The organism is Spirosoma daeguense (genome assembly GCF_054776875.1).
Map to the genome: position 1 here is coordinate 150,996 of NZ_BAAHBF010000001.1, position 21,322 is coordinate 172,317.

Here is a 21,322-nt window from a genome sequence, read left to right on the forward strand (position 1 = left end):
AGCTCCCCCTGCATCCGAAAAATCGAATGCCTCCGAATGAACCATCGTGAAGGGGGGAATTACGACATCCGTGGTGTTGCGAGCACTGCGGATGTTTTTTGAGGAAGGTTACTACGTATGTTTCATGCAGGTAGTTTGGTAAGGATATATAATAGAACTTCGGGTTTCGAATAGTATTTATTTAGGACAGCCTTTGCTATAGATAACAACCTGAGCATTAATCACTTTATACGTAGCATCGAGCACTTTGCAGATAACGTCGAGCTTCTGAAAAAGGTCTTCCTGTTCGAGGCTGAGCGTGAGTGTACAGTGTTGCATCACTTCTTCGTCGTAGATCACATCGACGCCGTACGCCTTCTCAATCGAAGCAAAAACGTTCGACACCGACGCGTCCTCAAACTCAAACGATTGTATTTCTTTTGGCAGCAAAACCAGTTTCGGACTATCAACCAGCGTCTTATTCAACGTAGCCACATCACGCTGGAAGACAACTTCCTGATTCGGGGTCAGCACCATGCCTTTCGATTCGGGGTCGTGTACTTTCTCCGATGGATTTGAATAGACCGAAACCCGACCTGTGCTCACCGCTACCGTTACCGTTGGCGCATCAGACCATGCTTTTATTCGAAAACTAGTCCCTAACACTTTCGTAACTAGGCCATTGGCGTAGACCACAAACGGTTTCTGCGGATTTTTACGGACATTAAAAAAGGCTTCTCCAGTTAAGGTTACCTCCCGTAGCGGCCCGGTCATTTCCTTGCGGTAACGTAGTCGACTTCCTTTCTGCAAATCAACCCGGCTCCCATCGGGCAATTGCACCTGCATTACCTCACTGGCTTCGTTCAACGTTTCGACCCAGCCGTTACGTTGCTGATACTGCGCCGATACTTTAAAAAAAGGCGTTTCTAATCGACTGTAACCCAGCCAGCCAGCACCCAGAACCAGCAACAACGTAGCAGCCGCAGCCCACACCCAACGCCAGTTTATCTGTCGGCCAACTGAAACAGGCTCAGACTGTTGAAGTGTATCCTGAATCCGGTTCCAGATGGCATCAGTTGAATCTGTTTGAGCTGATTGCTGAATCGTTTGCAGGCCCGTAACCAACCGACGTGCTTCTTCAATCTGATAATATCGCTCGGGGTATTCTTTCAGAAAGTCGCGCCAGAAGGTTTCCGTTTCCGGCGATGGCGCGCTGACCCACTCCTTAAAGTAGTCGTCGGCGGCAAAGTCTTCGGCGTTAAATTGATAGTAATTCATGGTTGTATCCGTCTAGAAAATGCTGGTTAATCCAATCCATAGCATCGATACAGAAAAGATTCGGACCACCTCGCGCAGTGTTTTCAGGGCTGAGTAAATAAATCGGCAGGCCGATTGGTAATTGACACCCATTATCTGGGCAATCTCTTCGTTGCTGAAATGCTGATAGAATCGCAGATTCAGCGCTTCCTGCTGACGGGGTGTCAGTAAGGCGTAACTACGTCGAAGCTGTTCATACACCTGTTCAAGTTCCTCACGCTCAATCAGATTGGCTTCAATCATAAAATCGTCGGATGGCGTCGGCACCGCATCGATTGTCGATGCCTGAAAAAATGGATCACGACTACGTACCCGCGTGATTTTATTACGTAGCGACCGAAATAAGTAGAATTTAATGGAATCGGTATCGCTCAGATTAGCGCGACTTTGCCAGAGTTCAATAAACAGATCGTGAATACTATCTTCAATCAGGGGCGTATCGTTGGTAACCTTGTAGCCGTAGTTTAACAGGTCGCGGGAGTAGAGTTGGTAAATCTGCTGAAAAGCCGCTTCATCGCCCTGACGAAAGGCGTACCACAATTCATTATGAGGCAGATTTGAGAACACGGCACACGGGTTTAGTATCGTAAAAGCAACACGCCAAGTTCTTTCGAAAGAGCGTTTACATACTAATGCCGCCTTTGTTGGATTTTAATCCTATTTTTTAGAAAAATATTTTTACTGACCTACTTTTTCTGTGAATACTGCGCCAGTTTCACCTTGATTTCGGCATCAGAAATCGAGAGTTTTTCCAGATAGGCGAATGCTTTTTGTGCAATGAACTGGTTCTGACTAATCAATAAATCAGCAATCTGGCGGCAGGTTTCTGTATCGGCTACGTTATGCTGCCGGAATACATCCAGAATGGTGCTAACCAGTTCGCTATTGGGTGATTTCAAGCCGTCGGCCAATGACTTTTTCGCCTGACCATCGAGCGACGTAACACGCTTCAGTTTATTGACAATCAACTTCTGCAACGCATAACTTTTAGTGGTCAGTTTATCGGCCAGCATAGCCTGCCACGTAGCAGAATTCGGGCCAATATCCAGCGCATTGATCGCCCGTTCGGTTAGATTGTAATTGCTACCGTTGATAAACGTAAACAGTTTCTGATGCAACGCTGGCGTAGATGTAACGAAACCCTGACTATGATTCAACGCCCAGATTTTATCCGACCCATCGGGACTGTCGAGCAAAGCCAGTAGGTACTCGGGCGATAGACTTTTTTCAGTCAGTTTCACTACGTCGGCCTGGGTGGGGCCATACACGACGTGCCACATTTTATAGGTTGTATAGGCCGCTCCTTCCACTACGTAATCCAGTACGTTCTTCGCCGTTGCTGACGATACGCCATCGACTTCATCTTCTTTATTGATAGGCTTTTTAGGCGGAGCAATTTCGGCATACGCCAACGTAGCGAGTGGCGATAACTGGTCGGCCAGAACATCGCTCATGCGCTCATATTCAGTCGGTGTAAAGGGTTTGTGTTCGGCTTTGCTCAGAAATTCTCCTTTGACTAAATCGTAGCCCAAATAACGGCCCGTCGGATTCCAGAATAAGGTCACTTTCAGCAATCGGCATTTATTATCGAAGCAAACGCTGGTTTTGACTTTCCGAAAATACGCCACCGGAAACCCTTCTTTCGAGCGCATCTGAAACAACGTGTCGTTGGCAATCGAATCTTCGGCAACGGCCAGAAACGCCAACGTAGTGTCGGTTTTCAGCGGAAGCGTTGGCGTTCGAAAATACCGTATCTGCCCGGCACTTTCGAAGGCCGATATAAGAATCAGAAGTATAGCTAGAAGCAGCCGTGTCAAATCTGTTCGAATTAGTAGTTTACCACCCCCAACCCCCGGAACGCCGGACCGCTCCTAAAACAGGAGGGGACACGCCGAGAGTCACTTATTATCTTAATTTTAAACTTGAATCAACGACAAGCGATTATCGTTGATCAAGACCCCTCCTGTTTTAGGAGCGGTCCGGCGTTCCGGGGGTTGGGGGTGGTAATTTTAAAAAATCAAGCTCGTCCACAACACAATCGCGGACGAGCATTTAATCAATCCTATCAATTTATCCTTTTTGCCCTGCGGGAACGATAGCGCCGTGTTCTTCGAGCAGTTTCCGCAGGTCGGCCATCGATACGTCGAGTGGGGTTTTGTTTTGAATATTGGCCAGTACAGCAGCCGCACCAGCCGCCTGTCCCATCCCCATACTCGATGCCTGTACACGCAGCGCCGAATTGGCCAGTCGGTCGCTACAGACGCAGCGACCCGCTACCAGAAAATTCTTGCTGTTTTTCGGAATCAATGCCCGTAGCGGAACCGTTGGCACAACGCCTTCTTTCAGATGATCGGGTACAACACCGTTTTCGTCATGTACGTCAATCGGATAGTACGAATACGACACCGAATCATCGAACTGTTTGCCCGTTACGTAGTCGGTATGGGTGATTTTGTAATGGCCGTCGATGCGGTACGTTTCCCGAATGGCGGTTTCATTCTGTACGTCGATAATCTTCGTTTTTTCGCAGCCGGGCAACGTTCGCAGGAAACGTAGCGTTTTCAGCAACGCCATCCGCCCTTTGATATTGGCAACCGTATGCGTTTCCGACGTAGTGGAATCGGCTCCCAGAACGTGCGAAATATTATCGCCTTTGGAACGTAGCAAACCGGCGATGTTATTCCGAAAATCATGTTTTTCGAGTTCACCTTTTTTGATGGCTTCCTGATAGCGTGCCTGAATCATCTTCAAATCGAGCGATTGAAAATCATAGCCGCCAATCTCGAACATCAGCGAACCCGGTTGTGTGGTTGCCTCCCGAAGCACATCGTAGCCCGCCATCGACGTAACGTAGGCATTACCCGTACAATCGATAAGCTGATTGCAGGTGATTTGGGTCATCACCCCCTTGCCAACCGTTTCGACCAGCCAGCCGTTTTTCTGCGGAGTCACCTGCGTGGGAGTTTCGTAAAACCGGATCTGCACGCCCGCTTCCACACATTTTTCTTCTAGCAACAGGGCATACAACTGACCGTTCAACCGCACCTGATGACGTGGGTGATGTTTGCCGTGCGGAATCGAAAAGTCGGGCAACGTATCATCGTTCAGGGCTACGGCTTCCTGAACCATTTCCCAGCCAATACCGCTGATTACCTGCTTTCCCCAGGCGAAAAAGATTCCCGGATAGGCCACTCCGCCCGTAGTGGTAGTTCCGCCAAGCTGACTACCATTCTCGACCAGAATCGTTTGCCGACCCGCGCGTGCCGCCTGAAGAGCCGCCACAACGCCCGCCGTTCCGCCACCAACGACGACAATATCAGCTTTGAGCGCTTTTTTCGTGACTTTATATGGCTCTTTCAGCACCTCGCCCGGTTCCAGCGCCGAGGCTTTGGCTCCCAACGAAAGAGCACCTAACGTAGCAATAACCGATCTTCTTTTCATAGTGTCTTAATTTTCAATGATAGAATAAACAAGTCGCCGTTGCGGTTCAGTAATTTTTCGCGTCAGCTATTCACTCATTCTATCATTCAACATTCAACATTCTATTTAGTACCCCGGATTCTGGTCTTTGGCCGCATCAATGGCAAGGTTGTAGTTCAATTCGGACACCGGAATTGGCCACAGTAAATGCTTGTCCTGCACGGTTTTTCCTTTCATGGCCTGAATCACCGCTTTAGCCGTGCCGGTACGTTTCAGCTCCAGCCAGCGTTTGCCACCGTACTGAAATTCATAGGCTTTTTCCATCAACACGGCATTCACGAACGTAGTGGACGTATAATCCGCGAGTTTAAAATCGACGGTCGACGTAGCGGTTGGCGTTTTTCCGTAGGCCCGACGATGTACCTGATTCAGAGCTTCCAACGCTTCAGCCGTTACAGAATTTCCTGCCCTAGCAGCCGCTTCGGCATAAATTAGTAATACGTCGGAATAGCCATACACCGGATCATCATTGCCAGCACCGTTCTGGCCTACAGCTAATTGGTCGATAAATTTTGAACTGACGAGCGTAGTAGCTCCCAGACCAAAATTCACTACGTCCCACAAGCTTTTCCGCAGATCGCCATTGTCCCAGGCTTTGTAAAACGCGCTGTTCGCGTCGCCATAAACGGCGTAGGCACCGCCGAAATTGAATAGCTTTGTGTTGGGGTGGTTGGTAATCCAGAGCATGTAATTTCCCTGATTCACCTGACGGGCATATTTGAGATAGAAAATCTCTTCCGACGTCGATACCAGTTCAGGGCCCCAAACTTTCGTTTGGAAATCGGCTTTGGTTGCCACTGGCACCAGCGAGAACTTTTTGGCATCTATCACTTCTTTCGCTTTGTCGCGGGCTTCGGCGTATTTGGCCTGTTGTAGATACACATCGGCCAGCATCGTTTTTGCACCCCACTTAGTAGGTCGACCCGCCACTGCCGGATTGTCGGGCAGGTTGGCTTCGGCTTCGGTCAAATCGGCCACAATCAGCGCATAAACTTCGTCAACGCTGCTACGTTTCAGGTTGATTTCTGACATATTGGCTTCGGTACGTAGCGGTACGCCCGCCCAGTTGCGCACCAGCTGAAAGTAATTGTAGGCTCGTAGAAACTTGGCTTCACCCACAAATTTCTTCACATCAGCCTGACTGATCGATTTACCTTTCGGCGCATTCTGAATCACCAGATTTGCGTTCCGAATACTTAGATAAAAGATGTTCCAAAGGCCCGAAACCCGCGTTACATTAGCGGCATCAAATCCCTGAAAATCAGACAAAGGCGCCCAGCTTCCGCGTCCATAGGCATAATCGGTCTGGCTTTCGAGAGTAGCTTCGTATACGCTCAGGCCACTACTGCTACGTAGCGGAACGGCAATCAGGTTCGCGGCTGCTTCCACTTCGGCAGCCGTATTGTAAAATGCCTCCACAACCAGCGATTTCGGGGCTTCAATAAGCTCACTTTCACAAGCCGTCAGGCAAAGTATCGGAAGTAGGAATAATAGCTTTTTCATAGTTCAATGTTAACTGTGTTGTGGTGTCGGGTTCTCAAACCCGACGCAGTTGCGCTGTAAATGGTCGGGTTTGAGAACCCGACACCACCCACTCTTTGTTAAAATCCCGCCCGAATGCCAAACGTGACTGATTTGGCGACCGGATAACTGAAGAAATCCAACCCTATCGCTGTCGACGTAGCGCTACCACTCGAGTTCACTTCGGGGTCCCACCACGAATACTTGGTTAGGGTAAGCAGGTTCTGGCCGCTGGCATACAGTTGTACATTTTTCACCCAGTTCACACCCCATTGCTGGAGTGGAAAATTGTAAGCAAGCTGAATGTTTTTCAGCCGAACATAGGAGCCATCTTCCACAAACCGATTCGACAGTTTCGCGTTTACGCTATTGCTGATAATAGGGTATTTCGCGTTCGGATTCGAGGCCGACCAATGGTTGTAGAACACCTCGCGGGGCATATTCAGACCAAAACCGTAGTCGATAGTGCTGCCCATGGCGCTGGCATTAAACAAATCGTTGCCCTGCGAACCCTGCAAAAACAGCGTTAAATCGAAATTCTTATACGACATCGTGGAGTTGATACCGAAAATGAAGTTCGGGTTGGGGTTGCCGATGTACGCTTTATCGGCTGTCGAAATTGTATTATCGCCGTTGATATCTTTGTATTTGATTTTGCCCTTATCGTCGTAGCCATCTTCAACGTAGCCCCAGAACTGACCAATGGGCCGGCCTTCGCGGAGAATACTCGATACATCGCTGATTACCACCACACCGATATTTCCGCCCAGTACGTCCTGTCCACCGTAGAGCTTCACTACTTTATTCCGGTTGAACGATATATTGGCATTGACATCCCACTTGAAAGCGCCCGTCAGAATACGGCTATCGATACCCAGTTCAAGCCCTTTGTTTTGCACTTCGCCCACGTTCTGAATAGTGGATGTGTACCCCAGCGAGGCAGGTAACGCAACAGTAGTGAGCAGATCGCGGGTGTTTTTAACGTAGTAATCGGCGGTCAGGATGATTCGGTTCTGGAAGATTCCGAAATCGACGCCAATGTCTTTTTGCTCCGTGGTTTCCCATTTCAGATTACCGGGCAGCCGGGTGCCGGGGCCGTAGGTGTTATAGAGCGCGTCGCCCAATACAGTTTTTCCAGAATTCAACTGATTCAACGTAGCATACGCGCCAATGGCCTGACTTCCCGTGAGTCCCCAGCTTGCCCGTACTTTCAGATCAGAAATGAACGTATTGTTCTTCATGAAATCTTCGTTGGAAACGCGCCAGGCCAGAGCCGCCGAGGGGAAATAGCCCCACTTATCACCTTCACTATATTTCGATGAACCATCCCGACGAAGGCTGGCCGTAGCCAGATATTTGCCATCATACGAGTAATTGATACGTCCCAGATACGACATCAGCACCGATTTTGAATAATCGGACGACGGAATACCGGGAGTTGCCGCCGAACCCAAATCATTCGTTTCGGGCGTATCGCTCAGAAAACCTACTCCACTGCCACCCAGCGACGTACCGATGAAGTTCTGATACGTAAAACCCGCCACCGCCGAAATGTTGTGTTTTTGCGCGATGGTTTTGTCGTAACTGATGGTATTCTCGTTCAGTAGGCTGGTAAACTGGCTGGCACTAACCGAAGCCGAGCCGTTTGAATTCACAAAATTGAGCGTCCGGTAGGAGTCGTTTCGGTCGTCGCGGTTTTCGATGCCGCCCGACACCTTGATCGTAATTGATTCGATGGGCTTAAAAATCAGCGACGTATTGAGCAGTGCTACGTTGGCTTTAGTATTGTTACTCAACTCGTTGATAAAATTGAGCGGATTGATCAGATCAGTCGCCACAAACGGATAAGCAATGGCCAACACTCGATATTTTCCCTCATCGGTATACGGCGTCAGCGTCGGCGGAGCGGCAATGGCTCCGGCAATCATCGAGTTTCCCCGGCTACCACCAGCGGCCGTTTTCTGGCCTGTTTCCAGCCGAGACAACGTACCGGAGAAATTGACGCTGAATTTGCTGCTGATGCTATGATTAATATTGGCACGTAGCGAGTACCGATTGTAATTACTCCCCTGAATAATACCCTCCTGATTGAACGTACTGCCCGACAGCGAAAACTGGGTTTTGTCGTTCCCTCCGCTGATGTTCAACGACGCAGTTTTCATGGGCGCTTTCTGGAAAACGAGGTCTTGCCAGTCGAAACCCTGTCCAAACGCATCGATCTGGGCCTGTGTGAAGTAGGGCGTTAGTTTATCGTTAACAGCCTGTTCGTTATAGAGTTGCGCGTATTCTTTGGCATTCATCAAATCCAGCTTTTTCCGCAGACTTTGCGTGCTGTAACTGGTTTCAATATCGACCCGCGTCTGGCCAGATTTGCCCCGTTTGGTCGTAATCAACACTACACCATTCGCACCCCGCGACCCGTAAATGGCCGTTGCCGACGCATCTTTCAGAATTTCGATGGTTTCAATATCGGCGTTGTTAAGCTGCGTTGGATTTCCCCCATTAATCGGAAACCCGTCTACTACGTAGAGCGGCTCGTTACTGCCTTGTAATGAGTTCGTTCCGCGAATCCGAACGCTCACGCCACCGCCCGGTGCGCCTGTGTTCTGCAACACCTGCACACCAGCCGCCCGACCCTGCAACGCCTGCAATACGTTTGACGCCGGATAAGCGTTTAATTCTTTGGCTTTCACCTGCGCCAGCGAACCGGTCAGATCGCTTTTTTTGACCGTTCCGTATCCTACGACAACCACTTCCGAAAGTGATTTATCGTCGGGTGCAAGCTTTACGTCAATCGTGCTTCGGCTACCGATTACCACTTCCTGATTCTGGTATCCTACGAATGAGAACACCAACGTAGTGGCATTGTCGGGCGTGTTCAGTCGGTATTTGCCGTCGGCATCGGTGGTGGTTCCTCGCGTCGTATTTTTAACGACAACGCTCACACCCGGTAAGCCTTCGCCGGTTTCGCTCTTGACGGTTCCCGAAATGGCTTTATCGGCGGCTTCGGGCATTTTTATCGCCACACTCTGCAATTCGGAAATTCCCGACGTAGCGGATTGCTGTTTCGGAATAACCTGAATAACAATCTGCCCGCTAAATACCTGATACGTTAGTCCGAGGGGTTTCAGCAATCGTTCGAGTACCGTGGCCAACTCCGTATTCTGAGCGTTTAACGATACTTTTCTTGATACGGGAATGGTACTCGGACTATAAACAAAATCAACATCGGCGATACGTTCCAGCCGGGTAAGCATTGTTTTTAACGCCACTTCGTCGGCTTTGATGGTAACGGGTCGACGGAGGAAATCCTGCGCTTTGCCATCGTACGCCAAGGACGCACTTGCCAGCAGAAGACTCAGAAAAACAGGCAGAAACGAGATTTTCATGACGGTCAGGAAGTACAAACCGAACATTCGATAAAACTTCATACTTTTGGTATGTTTTGTTGGGTGAAAGGAATAATTAGACAAAACAATCCCCGGCTCATCCTGGCAGATGAGTACAGACGCGAATCAATGGGGACGTATCAGGCCGATGGTGTAGCCGCACTATCGGCCTTTTTGCTGCTTCGTAAGGTTAATTCATAAGCATCTGACAGAGTTACGTGGTAAAAGTTAAGGGTTAAGGTGTACAGCCCGCGCCGTTGATGATAATACGTGGCCCCTGGATTTCGTAATGGGCGTTGATGGCCTGACAAAGCAGTTCCAGCTTACTGTATAGCGGCTGCTTTGAAATATTGCCCGTAAATCGGCATTCGGTTAGCGCCTGATTGCCAATCACCATCTTGATACCGTACGTCTGTTCTAATCGGCTCAGTACTTCTGGCAAAGCACTGGCTTCAAAGTCGAAACTCACGGGTTTGGTAGGATTGAGCGATTCGAGCGGTTTGGGTTCGTCAACCAATCCCCTCGCCAGCCGATTTTGCTCAACAAAAATGGTTACTTTCTCATTTGGCGTAATGACGGCATCCGCTTCATCGTTCGTCTTCTTATCGACATTGTTTGAATGGGTTACATTCTTAAAAACGGCTACTTTTCCGGTCTGTACGGCCACTTCCACGGTTTGCGCATTGGTTGGTGCCGTTACCCAAAAACTGGTTCCCAGCACGCGCGTTGCTACGTTACCGCTATAGACCAGAAACGGCCGATTCGGATTGCGCTGAACGTCAAAGAAAGCTTTGCCGGTAAGCCATGTTTCGCGTTTGGGACTGTTCAGATTCGTGGAATAACGTATTGAGCTATTCGGTTGAAGCTGTACAATACTTCCATCCTTAAGCGTAATTTGCTCTGCCTTGTCGGTCTTGTTGCTATACTCGGCAATCTCGGAATTCACTACGTTGGTGTTCCCTCCCGTCGCTAACGTAGCAGACTGATAGCGATACGTAATGAATGTGCCAATACCGATTAGCATCGCAACAGCCGCAGCGGCAACCCAGCGTCTATAGATAGGTAATTGAATCTGCTTGCCTGTTTGAGAATCCTCTTCGTCGGCATCGACCTCGGCGTCGATTTGATGCCAGAGTTTTTTCTTCAAATCCAGCCGCTCGGATTCAGACATCGAGAGCCGACTTTTACCATCCAACTGATCATACCACTGATCAATCAGCTTGATTTCTTCGTCGGAGCATTGCCCGGCGCGGTAACGTTCAAGTAGGCGAATAAAGTCTTTTTCTGGCATCATCGGCGGTTAGGACGATTTCTTACTGTGGAAGTCGACAAAGCCTATCAGTTGCCCTAAAGCCTTTTTTTAAATAGAAGATTATTTATACAAAATAGATCATTTCGAACGATTATTATATCAAAAGTCCAATCTTAAGTAGAGCATAATAGCGACCTTTATAGAATTATTCACCAAAAAATTATAACTTAGTTCATACTTTTGACAGAAATCGTTGTCGGATACCGATGAGTCTGCAAACCTCTTTTTTTAAGGACTGGGATGACATACAGGTATTGCAAGCCTTATCGGGCGGCAATCGGCTGGCGCTTGCCGAACTCTACGAACGCTATTGGTACGATCTGTATCGGGTTGCTTTTCAGAAAACAAAATCGCGGGAAATTGCCGAGGAGTTAGTGCAGGATTTATACGTACAACTCTGGCAACGTCGTGAATCGCTGGACGTTCGGCAGGTCGATGCGTATTTGTTTCGGGCGCTGAAATATTCGGTGATCGACCACATCAAAAGTCAGGTTGTCGAGCAGAAGTATCAGGAGTATCAGCAGTTTTTTGCACCACAGGCCACTACGTCCACCGAAGAACAGGTTTCGTACAACAATCTAGTCGAAACCATTGAATCCGAATTAGTTAAACTCCCTCCAAAAACGCAGGAAGTCTTTCGACTAAGCCGCTTCGAAGGCCAATCCATCCCCGAAATTTCGGAACGATTATCACTTACCGATAAAGCCGTAGAGTATCATCTATCCAAAGCGCTCAAACTGCTACGTCTTCAACTGCGCGATTATATGGTGATTGTTCTTTTATCGTTTTTCTGGTAGATGTTGACCTCGTCCTAATTCGGTCCTCCTTTGCTCACAACCTTCCGATTTTTAAAAACCTTCAGCGTATTCTCGTCATAGGTATCGCTTGCAATATCTTCTTCTGTAAAGCTGGTTGTCAGGATTAATTGCTCGTTAGTGCGGTTATAATCGTAAATGATATGGATGGTACCATCAGCCGTTTGCTGACCATCGGGATAGGAAACCCCTACTCGTTCGTCCAACAGTAACCCTTTAGACCAGGAACTTCCATCATCTTTTGAGAGAAAAGCCATCAGGTGTGAGCGACCTGTTTGCACGTTAATTGGACCATGTTTGACCAGTAGCAAATTTCCAGAACGAAGCCGTCTTACAAAAAAACGTGAACTCGGATGTTTGATTTTGGAGTGAACCAGTGGGGTCCAGGTTTTGCCCCGGTCTTTAGATGTACTTTCGCCGATGCCGTATCTGGTGCGAACCAGCATCCACAACGTACCGTCCTTTTTCTCGACAATGATGTGCTCGTCGAATTCCCGATCTTCTTTCGGAACGTTAACCGCTCCTCTGATCGCCCAGCTTTTACCCCGATCTGTAGTGGCTAATACTTTAGCGCTGTTATCGGTTTCGCGCCAGGTAGAGACCGGAAACAGCCAGTCGCCATTAGCCAGTACGGTAGGTTTATCCATCATAACGCCGTCTGTAAGCCGTTTTGGTTCTGACCATTTTGCCTTGCCATTTTCGAGGTCTGTCGTTTTCATGTACCAGACGCCAGCAATGGTGCCATTGTGGCCCATGGTCTGCGTCCAGAAAAACCAGAGCTGGTTATCGGGGTCTATCCACAATTGCGGATCATACGCCCGTACTGGTCCTTTTCCATCAGGGTCTATAACGAGCACCTCCTCCCACGTCACTCCCCCATCGGAGCTGGTTGCCAGAGGGACGTAATTATTTTTGTCCTCACCGGGTGACGTACCTGCATACCACGTCGCCCACATCCGCCCGCCCGACGTAACAGCAAAGCTTGGGATGCCCGTAAATTTGCGAGTAGACTCGGCGTATTGATAGTAATTCAGGGGAGATGAGATAACATTGGGCGGGTTCAGGAAGGCTTGCTCTGCCTTTTGGCTGAATGCCTGAGCATACACCAGAAAACAAGCCAAAATGGCTATTATACGCATTTAGAATCTAAGGTTTAGAGGAGTTCTTTGTTTTACTATTAGCAGATATTACAGGGCTGGACTAGCCTTTGTGAATTGTTATAAGGAACTTTTCCGGTTGCATTACTCAGATAATTAACGATTATTCAGTCACAGACGCGAGCCTTGAGCATCCGCAATAGAACCTCGGACGAGCGGAGAACGCGTGAACATAAAAATTGCCCCGGTAGATTCCACCGGAGCAATCGATAACCAACCTATCTAAAAACGTAATAACCCGTCGTGGTGTCGATCTCGTTGTGGTGTCGGGTTCTGGAACGCCAGCCCGGTCAAACCCGACACCACAACGAATATTCAGTTTGGAATACCCAGAACCTGTTGCTGGCTCACTAGCAATGGTTTCAAATCTGTGTACTTGACTTTCTGAACCGTGCTACGTTTCTGATTCGCCAGCACGGCCGCCGTGCCGCAAGCCTGCCCCATTGCCATGAAGGTAAATTCGATACGTATGGCACCGTAAGCAATATGACTCGATGATGGGCAGGACGCCGACAGCAAATTGGTACACTGCGACGCTTTCGGCACCAGCGCCCGGTACGAAATTGGTAACGGCTGCCACTCATGCCCACCAAATACAAAGCCTTCGTTATAAGCGTATCCATCACGTACCATCGTGCGAACATTATGCACATCGGGTGGCCAATATGCCATTGCTACAGGGTCTTCAACGGGCGTAGGCTTGTCTTTTTTGACGTGATGCTCCGTAATCACGTAGTCCGATACCATCCGTCGGGCATCGCGCACGTAGAAAATCCGAGGCCAGCCACCGTTGTCTGTAAATTCATCTTTCGGCAACCCCCACTCCGACCAGTTTTTTTGCAACTCAGGATCGAGCCGACCGATTTCGGGGTCATTCGCCAGAAAATAGAAAAGCCCCTGCGTGAAATTGCGATGGTAATCAACGATTTCCTGACGCTTTTGATACGTACCAGCCGGATAGGCATAATTCATACCATTGAGGTTGTGCGATACGTCGCGACCGCCGTTAAAATCCGTTTTCTGATTGGGCAGATTCGCACCGGGTTTGTATAGTTTTCCGCCTGCTTTTACGTAGCGTTCGAACAGTTCGTAGTTCTTTCGGTCGTAGTTTGCCGGTTTGGGCATCGCGATTCGGTTGTCAGGCTTGTTGGTCATACATACCCGAAAACAATAGGCCTGCAACCGATGATCGCCCGAACCCGGTTCGCCCAACGGTTCGGCAGAGACGCCATAAATCAGCCCGCTTTTCGGGTCGCCCGGTGTTTTGTAGGGGTCTACTTTCACCGCAAACTGGTTGTGATCCGTTACGTTCCGAATCCCGTTTTTGGTTTCGTTATACACACTATTCGCTTCCCGTCCGATGGCCGTACTAACGCCAGCCAGATGCAGCAAATCACCTTCCAACGTAGCGTCGATAAACGTTTTGCCTCGATACGTTTTGCCGTTCGCGAGTTTTATCCGCTGAATGGCCGTTCCTTTTTTCGAGACAGCTTCCGGAGATTCCAATAGTAGGCTTTCGTAGACCACAGCAATCTTATATTCGGCGATCCAGTCTTTAATCACCTGCTCGGCTACGCTAGGTTCAAAACGCCATACTTCGGTTTTTTTGGCTTTGGTACGTAGCACTTCTTCAAAGGCGTCAGTGCGATTGTATACTTTAGCAATACGTCGGTAAAACTCGAGGGCCAGCCCACCAACGGCTGAGCTATTCTGAAAATCTTTCTGATTGTCGATGTCGGTTCCACCCAATCCCTCGACCATGATGCCACCCAGATGTTTCCCCGGTTCTAACAACGCCACCGACTGCCCCAACTTCGCGACCTGAATAGCCGCAGCGACACCGGCTGGCGTACCACCATAAATCACTACGTCGTAGGTCTGCTGAGCCAGCGCCTTCCAGGAAAGAAGAAAAAACAGAACTATAATCGGACCGCCGAACGGTTGTTTTCGATAAATCATTACGTTAATACGATTTAGGATGTTTGATTTTTACCACCCCCTGCCAGAACGCTGGCAGGGGGTGGTATTTTTAATAACCATCATTTTGTTTTAATGCCGAATTCGCGTCCATTTCGCGCTGTGGAATCGGGAACAGTACGTTGGTCGCTTTTATAGCCGGACTGCGGCCATACGTGGTTTCGGCATTGACCGCGTCCAGCAAACGTCCCGTTCGGGTCAGGTCGAACCAGCGATTGGCTTCAAACGCAAATTCAAGTCGACGTTCCCGCAAAACAGCGTCTTTAAACTGCTGGCGATTTAATCCGCTGAGTGGTTCAAGACCTGCTCTGGCCCGAACCCGGTTTATGGCCGTAAACGCATCGGCAGTCGGGCCGTTATTGGCTTCGCTGAGGGCTTCGGCATAAATGAGCAAAACATCCGCAAACCGCTGAACAATAAAACTTCGGCCACCGCCACCGCCAACGGTAGAGGTCAGATCGGCCAGTTTCCAGAACGATACTGCTCTGGCCGGATCGGCATCATCGGTCGATAACGTAACGGTTGCTTTCGTTGTTGGGTGAACATACGAGGTCAGGAACGTAGCGGCTTTCCGTTTATCGGCGGCAGAATAACTATCGAACAGACTTTTGCTGACCCGAAAAATACCGCTGCCCGTACTCGGCACAATGGGCGCACCGCGTGGCGCATAACCCGTTGTGAAGTTGTTTCCGGCCAGATCGGTGATGTACATGACCTCGAAAAGCGACTCTTTACCGGCCCGGTTTTTCAGATCGAAGGCATCAGCATAATTTGCCCACAGGTCATAACTACCCAAGTCGATTACCTCTTTGGCTTTGGCAGCCGCCTGCGCCCAATACGGCGAACTCGCATTGGCGCCCGCCCAGGTCAGATACACTTTGGCCAGCAACCCTTTAGCAGCTCCCGACGTAGCACGGCCAATGTTGTTGCCCGCATAGCTTTTCGGCAGAACCGTTTCGGCTTCTTTAAGGTCGCTTTCGATCAGTTTGTACACATCATCGACCGAAGCGCGTGCTACGTTCACATTGTCCAGCGATGCGGTTTCGTTCGTAACCACCGGGACGCCACCGAAAAACCGAACCAGCGTGAAATAGTGCATGGCCCGCAGAAATTTGGCTTCGCCGACGTAACTTTTCTTCGTCGTTTCATCCATCGGAATAGCCGGAACCCGACTAATCACTACGTTGGAACGCTGAATACCTCTGTAGGCATTGCTCCAGATATTCCCGACAAACGTATTGGTCGAAATGATGCCGTAGCGCCACATGGCCACCCGGTCGGCGTTACCCGTCAGAAACGGAATGCCATCGTCGGCGGCAATCACATTCGGCGTAACCACTATTTCATCGCGGTACATCTCCCGCAACAAACCGTACATACTCAACGTAGCGGCATCGGCGTCGGAAGCTGTTTTGTAATACGTCCCTACCGATTGCGAACCGGGCGGATTTAAGTCAAGATCAGGCACGCAGGAGGTCAGCAAACCCGCCAGCGCAATGGAAAAACCATAGATTAATTTCATGATTATAAGGCGTTTAGAGGGTTATATTTAAACCAAAAAGTAGTGTTTTAGCCGCCGGATAGCCGCCGTAATCCATCCCCTGACTGATGGACGTAGTGCCGAAGCGGCTCACTTCCGGGTCGTAACCTTTGTAGGCCGTAAACGTGAGATAATTCTGTGCGGCTACGTACACTTTCGCGTTCCGAATCGAAATTTTGTTCAGCAACGTAGCAGGCAGATTATAACCCAGCGACAGATTTTTGAGCCGTAGATAAGCCCCATCTTCAATTTGAAACGACGACAGAATCCGCTGCCCGCCGGTGAGCGTTGCGCGTGGAATTTCGTTACTCGGATTGGTCGGCGTCCAGCGGTTTACGACTTCCTGAGCCTGATTATTGTTGCCATTGAGATTATAAAGATCGAAGCGCAGGTAATTCAGGATTTGATTTCCGGTTATTCCCTGAAAAAATACATTTAGCTCAAAGCCTTTGTAGGTTACGGTATTGTTCAGCCCACCGAAAAGCTTCGGATAGCTGTTGCCGATAATGGTCCGGTCGTTATCGTTAATAACCCCATCGCCATTGAGGTCGCGGTATTTGAAATCGCCCGGTTTCGCGGTTTTCTGGGCCGAGTTGTTTATTTCTTCCTGATTCTGGAAAATACCGTCCGTAATACGTCCGTAGAAATTGCCCAGCGCTTCGCCTACTTTCAGCAAAACAGGATTCGTTACCTGAAGATGGCCAACGCCATTTCCCGTCACAAATTCAGGGCGACCGTCGAGGGTTACGATTTTGTTTCGATTGATCGCCAGACTGAACTCAGTGTTCCAGCGAAACTCTTTTTTATCGACGTTTATTGTTGAAATCGATAGTTCAAATCCCCGGTTTTCAACCTTGCCAATGTTTCTGAGTGCCGTGCTATAGCCGGTGGTCTGGGGAATATTGACCTGAAACAGCAAATCAGAGGTGGTTTTGACGTAGTAGTCGGCGGCTACCTGAATCCGGTTGTTCAGCAAACCAACGTCGACCCCAACATCAAACTGCGAGCTTTTCTCCCAGCGCAAATCGAGGTTACTAATGGCGCTGGGCGTCCAGCCAGTACGTAGCACGGGGGTTCCTCCGCCCAAAACAGACGTACTAACGCCCAGTCCCGACAGGTACTGATAATCGCCAATGGCCTGATTTCCACCCAACCCATAACTCGTCCGAAGTTTCAGATCGGTAATGAGCTTCTGATTTTGCATGAATTTTTCGTTGATAATACGCCAGGCCAACGCCCCCGACGGAAAAAATCCATACTTATTATTCGTACCAAAGCGAGATGATCCATCGCGCCGGGCGGTCAGCGTCAGCAAAAAACGGCTGTCGTAATTGTAGTTCAGGCGGGCCAGATACGAAACCAGTGCCCAATCGCTGGCAGACGAACTAGGGGTTTGCAACGTAGCACCCGCCCCCAGATTATTGAACTGGGCGTAATCGTCTGTAAAGTTGATGGCGTTGGCCGTAAGTCCTTCATTATGATAGCCCTGCGTTGTATAACCGATGAGCACATTCAGACTATGTTTCGGGCCGATGGTTCGCGCATAGGTCAGCGTATTTTCATTGAGCCAGTTCAAGCTGAAACCCGATTCAACCGATGCGTTACCGTTCGACGTAGCGCCCAGACGTACCAACCGCGTAGCGTAGTAGTTCGATTTTGTGTTTACAATATCACTACCCCAACTCGTGCGAAAGGTTAGTCCTTCGGCCAGTTTTATATCGGAAAATACGTTGCCCAGAATCCGGGCCGTCAGGTTCTGGTTCGTGATTTCGTTGACCAGCCCCACCGGATTATCGACCAGGTTTCCGTTCAGTGAGCCCTGATCCAAATAGTAGCCGCCCGCGCTGTTGTAAATCGGAAAAACGGGCGCATAGTTAATCGCCGACGTAGTAACGCCACTGGCAATTCCGCCCTCCGTTTCGGTACGTGCCTGGTTCGATTTGGTGTAAGCACCCTGCATCGAAAGGCCCACTTTCAGCCACGGTTTCACTTCCCGATCCAGATTGGCACGTAGCGTAAACCGTTTGAAATACGAGTTTTTGATGATTCCCTGCTGATCGTAGTAGCTGCCCGAAATAGCGTATTTCGTTTTGGATTCGCCACCCGTAAAACTCAACTGATAATTCTGGATGGGTGCTTCCTGAAATACTTCGTTCTGCCAGTCGGTGCCTTCGCCCAGCGATGAGGGAAGTGGACGGTCGGGGGCTGAGCCATCGAAATAAGCCGTGCTGCCGCCGTTAATACGGGCTTCGTTGATGAATTCGGCATATTCGCGGGCATTCATCAACGGAATTTTCCGACGTACCGACTGAACTCCGTAATACGTCTCAAAATTAACGCTCGACTGTCCATCTTTTCCACGTTTCGTAGTCACAATCACTACACCATTCGAACCCCGCGATCCGTAAATAGCCGTAGCCGACGCATCTTTCAGTATCTCAATTGATTCTATATCATTCGGATTGATCGAATTCAGGTTTCCCGTCGGATAGCCGTCAATTACGTACAACGGCTCATTTTGGGCATTGACCGAACCCGTTCCCCGAATCCGAACGGTAGTAGTGCCACCCGGTTGCGCTGAATTGGTCGTTACGTGTACACCCGCTACGCGCCCCTGCATGGCCCGATCCAGCGCCACAATGGGCGTGGCTTTGATGTCGGTCTCCCCTACTTTCGAAACCGAACCCGTCAGGTCGCTTTTCTTAACCGTACCATACCCCACCACGACCACTTCTTCCAGCGACTTATTATCGGGAGCCAGTTGCACATCAACGCTCGTCCGGTTGCCCACCGACAATTCCTGACTCAGATAGCCTACAAAACTGAATACCAGCACTGCCGACTGATCGGGAACGGCGAGTCGATACGTACCATTTCCATCCGTAACGGTGCCGCGCTGTGTACCTTTCAGCAAGACGCTCACCCCCGGTAACACGCCCCCTTTTTCGTCGCTGATACGTCCCGTAATGGTTATGTCATCGACACGTAACGACTCAATTACAGCCGATGTTTTATTATTCCGAACGAGCTCTTTTCGGAGGACAATGTAGTTGCCCGAAATCTGGTAGCTAATATGCAGGGGTTTCAGCAATTGGTCGAGAACCACTTCCAGCCGGTCGTTATTGGCCCGAATGGATACCTTGTTTTCGGCTTCAATAACCTGCGGTACGTAGGTAAACTTCACATTGGCGGCTTTTTCCAGTCGACGTAGCACCACTTTTAAGTCCTGCCGGTCGAACTGAACAGAAACCGGGCGATTCAGCAAATCCTGCGACAGCCCATCGTGGGCGAGCGTCAGACTGGCCGAAAAAACAGCCAATACCAACTGTAGACCGGTGATTTTCATGAGTGTTAACAGGGAAAAAGAATCCCACTTTTTTTTCATACTTTTAAGCTGTTTTTTGTTCGTGAGCGTTGAAAACTTTGGGCAAAAACAATCCCGTCCCCGTTTTTCAGGGTTGTTGCAAGGCCAGAAAATGAAGGAGACGTTACGTAAGGCCGGACATTGGGTTAGCTGTGGTTGCAACACGGCTACATCGATGCTCCGGTTCTTTTTTTGACTGATTCGGTCGAGGTGATTTACATAGGCATTTGGTCTATGAATGAATAATTAACAATGAATAATTGATAACGGGGTTTCGGTTTAATGCTGAATGCAATCATTCTTCATTATCCATTTTTCATTATCAATTAGTACGGCAGCCAACTCCACGAATAACAACTCGGGTGCCCCATACTTCATACGTAGCACCGATGGTCTGGCAAACAATATCCAGTTTTCGGAATAGCGGTTCGTTGCCCAGCGGTGCCGTTAAGCTACAGCCCGAAAACGTCGTAGAATCGTATTGAATTGTTACGCCATACGCCTGTTCCAGTTTCTGAAATACGTCGCTAACGGGCGCTTCATCGAACACAAAATACTGGCTGGTTTCGGGTTTATTCAGGAGCGCGGGCTCATCAACCAATCGCTTTGTTAGCTGCTCGTTGGTGGTATTAAAAATGGCCTGTTGATTGGGCGTAAGCAGCAGCCTATTCGCAATGGTACCGCTACGTTGCTGCGATTGCTGAAGTGCTTTCAGCGTATATACTGCCACTTTTCCTGTTCGAACCGCTACCGAAACCTGTGCTACGTTAAGCATAGCTTTAATAGTAAAACTCGTTCCAACTACCTGCGTTACCAACCCATTGGCATAGACAATAAAAGGCTGATCTGGATTTTTAGTTACCTCAAAAAATCCCTCCCCTTCCAGATACACCTCCCGCTTGATCGAATTAAATTTTTCAGGATACTGAACCCGACTACGCGGCTGTAACACAATGGTGCTTCCATCGCTAAGTTGTACGGTTAGTGGCTTCTGGGTTTCATTACGTTTCTCTGTCAACGTAGCATTTTCTGGCGAATGCCATCCTGCCGACGTAGCAAGCTGATCTGCCGAGTCTGGTTTTTGAACAAACCACCACCCAAAACCCAATAATAACAACACGGCTGCCGCTGCCCCCCACGATTGCCAGAAACCGATACGTCGGATGCGAGGAGAGTTCACTACGTCAACTATTTCGCCGTTCTGAATCTGCTGTTGAATATCAGTCCACATCCGGTCTCGCTGCGTAGCGGTCGGCAGAATCTGCGTATTTTCTACTGCTTTCAGAAAAGCCCTTGCCTTAATCACCGCTGATCGACATTCCGGATATTGCATCTGAAAACCACTCCAGAACGTATCATTCTCAGCAGTCGGGGCCTGAACCCACTGCCGAAAAAAATCGTCCTGTGCCAGTTCTTCAGCCGTGTATGTCCGGTAGTGATCCATTTTTATCAGGCAAGAAAATAGTGGAAT

Annotated in this window: 13 protein-coding genes; 1 reads left to right on the top strand and 12 read right to left on the bottom strand. The window is 49.2% G+C overall.

Features of this window, described 5'->3' with window-relative positions; translation table 11 throughout:
• Window positions 1-177 precede the first annotated feature (177 nt).
• The 7 genes from ACYVD4_RS00465 to ACYVD4_RS00495 all read right to left on the bottom strand — a co-directional run bounded on the left by ACYVD4_RS00465 (window position 178) and on the right by ACYVD4_RS00495 (window position 10,980).
• On the bottom strand, window positions 178-1,257 hold the full coding sequence (locus ACYVD4_RS00465) for a FecR family protein (protein ID WP_460941644.1): 1,080 nt from the start codon (window positions 1,255-1,257) through the stop codon (window positions 178-180).
• Window positions 1,258-1,269: 12 nt separating this feature from the next.
• Window positions 1,270-1,863, bottom strand: a complete 594-nt coding sequence (locus tag ACYVD4_RS00470; protein WP_460941645.1) for an RNA polymerase sigma factor — start codon at window positions 1,861-1,863, stop codon at window positions 1,270-1,272.
• 119 nt (window positions 1,864-1,982) lie between these two features.
• Window positions 1,983-3,113: a hypothetical protein gene (locus tag ACYVD4_RS00475; RefSeq protein WP_460941646.1), complete on the bottom strand. Its 1,131-nt coding sequence runs from the start codon at window positions 3,111-3,113 to the stop codon at window positions 1,983-1,985.
• Window positions 3,114-3,366: 253 nt separating this feature from the next.
• Window positions 3,367-4,737 (bottom strand): FAD-dependent oxidoreductase, encoded by a 1,371-nt coding sequence (locus ACYVD4_RS00480; RefSeq protein WP_460941647.1) that lies wholly within the window; start codon window positions 4,735-4,737, stop codon window positions 3,367-3,369.
• Between the two features lie 105 nt (window positions 4,738-4,842).
• Window positions 4,843-6,279 carry a RagB/SusD family nutrient uptake outer membrane protein gene (locus tag ACYVD4_RS00485; RefSeq protein WP_460941648.1) on the bottom strand — a complete coding sequence of 479 codons (1,437 nt, stop codon included), beginning with the start codon at window positions 6,277-6,279 and terminating at the stop codon, window positions 4,843-4,845.
• 98 nt (window positions 6,280-6,377) lie between these two features.
• Entirely contained in the window at window positions 6,378-9,728 is a 3,351-nt protein-coding gene (locus ACYVD4_RS00490) for a TonB-dependent receptor (RefSeq protein WP_460941649.1), read from the bottom strand.
• Between the two features lie 193 nt (window positions 9,729-9,921).
• Window positions 9,922-10,980, bottom strand: a complete 1,059-nt coding sequence (locus ACYVD4_RS00495; RefSeq protein ID WP_460941650.1) for a FecR family protein — start codon at window positions 10,978-10,980, stop codon at window positions 9,922-9,924.
• 224 nt (window positions 10,981-11,204) lie between these two features.
• On the opposite strand from ACYVD4_RS00495, the gene ACYVD4_RS00500 reads away from it, so the two are divergent.
• Window positions 11,205-11,795: an RNA polymerase sigma-70 factor gene (locus ACYVD4_RS00500; protein WP_460941651.1), complete on the top strand. Its 591-nt coding sequence runs from the start codon at window positions 11,205-11,207 to the stop codon at window positions 11,793-11,795.
• 14 nt (window positions 11,796-11,809) lie between these two features.
• Here the strand turns inward: ACYVD4_RS00500 and ACYVD4_RS00505 are convergent, their stop codons facing one another.
• From ACYVD4_RS00505 to ACYVD4_RS00525, 5 genes are all read right to left on the bottom strand, one after another.
• A complete protein-coding gene (locus ACYVD4_RS00505) occupies window positions 11,810-12,952 on the bottom strand; it encodes a sialidase family protein (protein WP_460941652.1) in 1,143 nt (380 codons plus the stop codon).
• A 333-nt stretch (window positions 12,953-13,285) separates the two neighbouring features.
• On the bottom strand, window positions 13,286-14,929 hold the full coding sequence (locus ACYVD4_RS00510) for an FAD-dependent oxidoreductase (protein ID WP_460941653.1): 1,644 nt from the start codon (window positions 14,927-14,929) through the stop codon (window positions 13,286-13,288).
• 70 nt (window positions 14,930-14,999) lie between these two features.
• A complete protein-coding gene (locus ACYVD4_RS00515) occupies window positions 15,000-16,469 on the bottom strand; it encodes a RagB/SusD family nutrient uptake outer membrane protein (protein WP_460941654.1) in 1,470 nt (489 codons plus the stop codon).
• Window positions 16,470-16,482: 13 nt separating this feature from the next.
• On the bottom strand, window positions 16,483-19,872 hold the full coding sequence (locus tag ACYVD4_RS00520) for a SusC/RagA family TonB-linked outer membrane protein (RefSeq protein ID WP_460941655.1): 3,390 nt from the start codon (window positions 19,870-19,872) through the stop codon (window positions 16,483-16,485).
• A 301-nt stretch (window positions 19,873-20,173) separates the two neighbouring features.
• A complete protein-coding gene (locus ACYVD4_RS00525) occupies window positions 20,174-21,295 on the bottom strand; it encodes a FecR family protein (protein WP_460941656.1) in 1,122 nt (373 codons plus the stop codon).
• Window positions 21,296-21,322 lie beyond the last annotated feature (27 nt).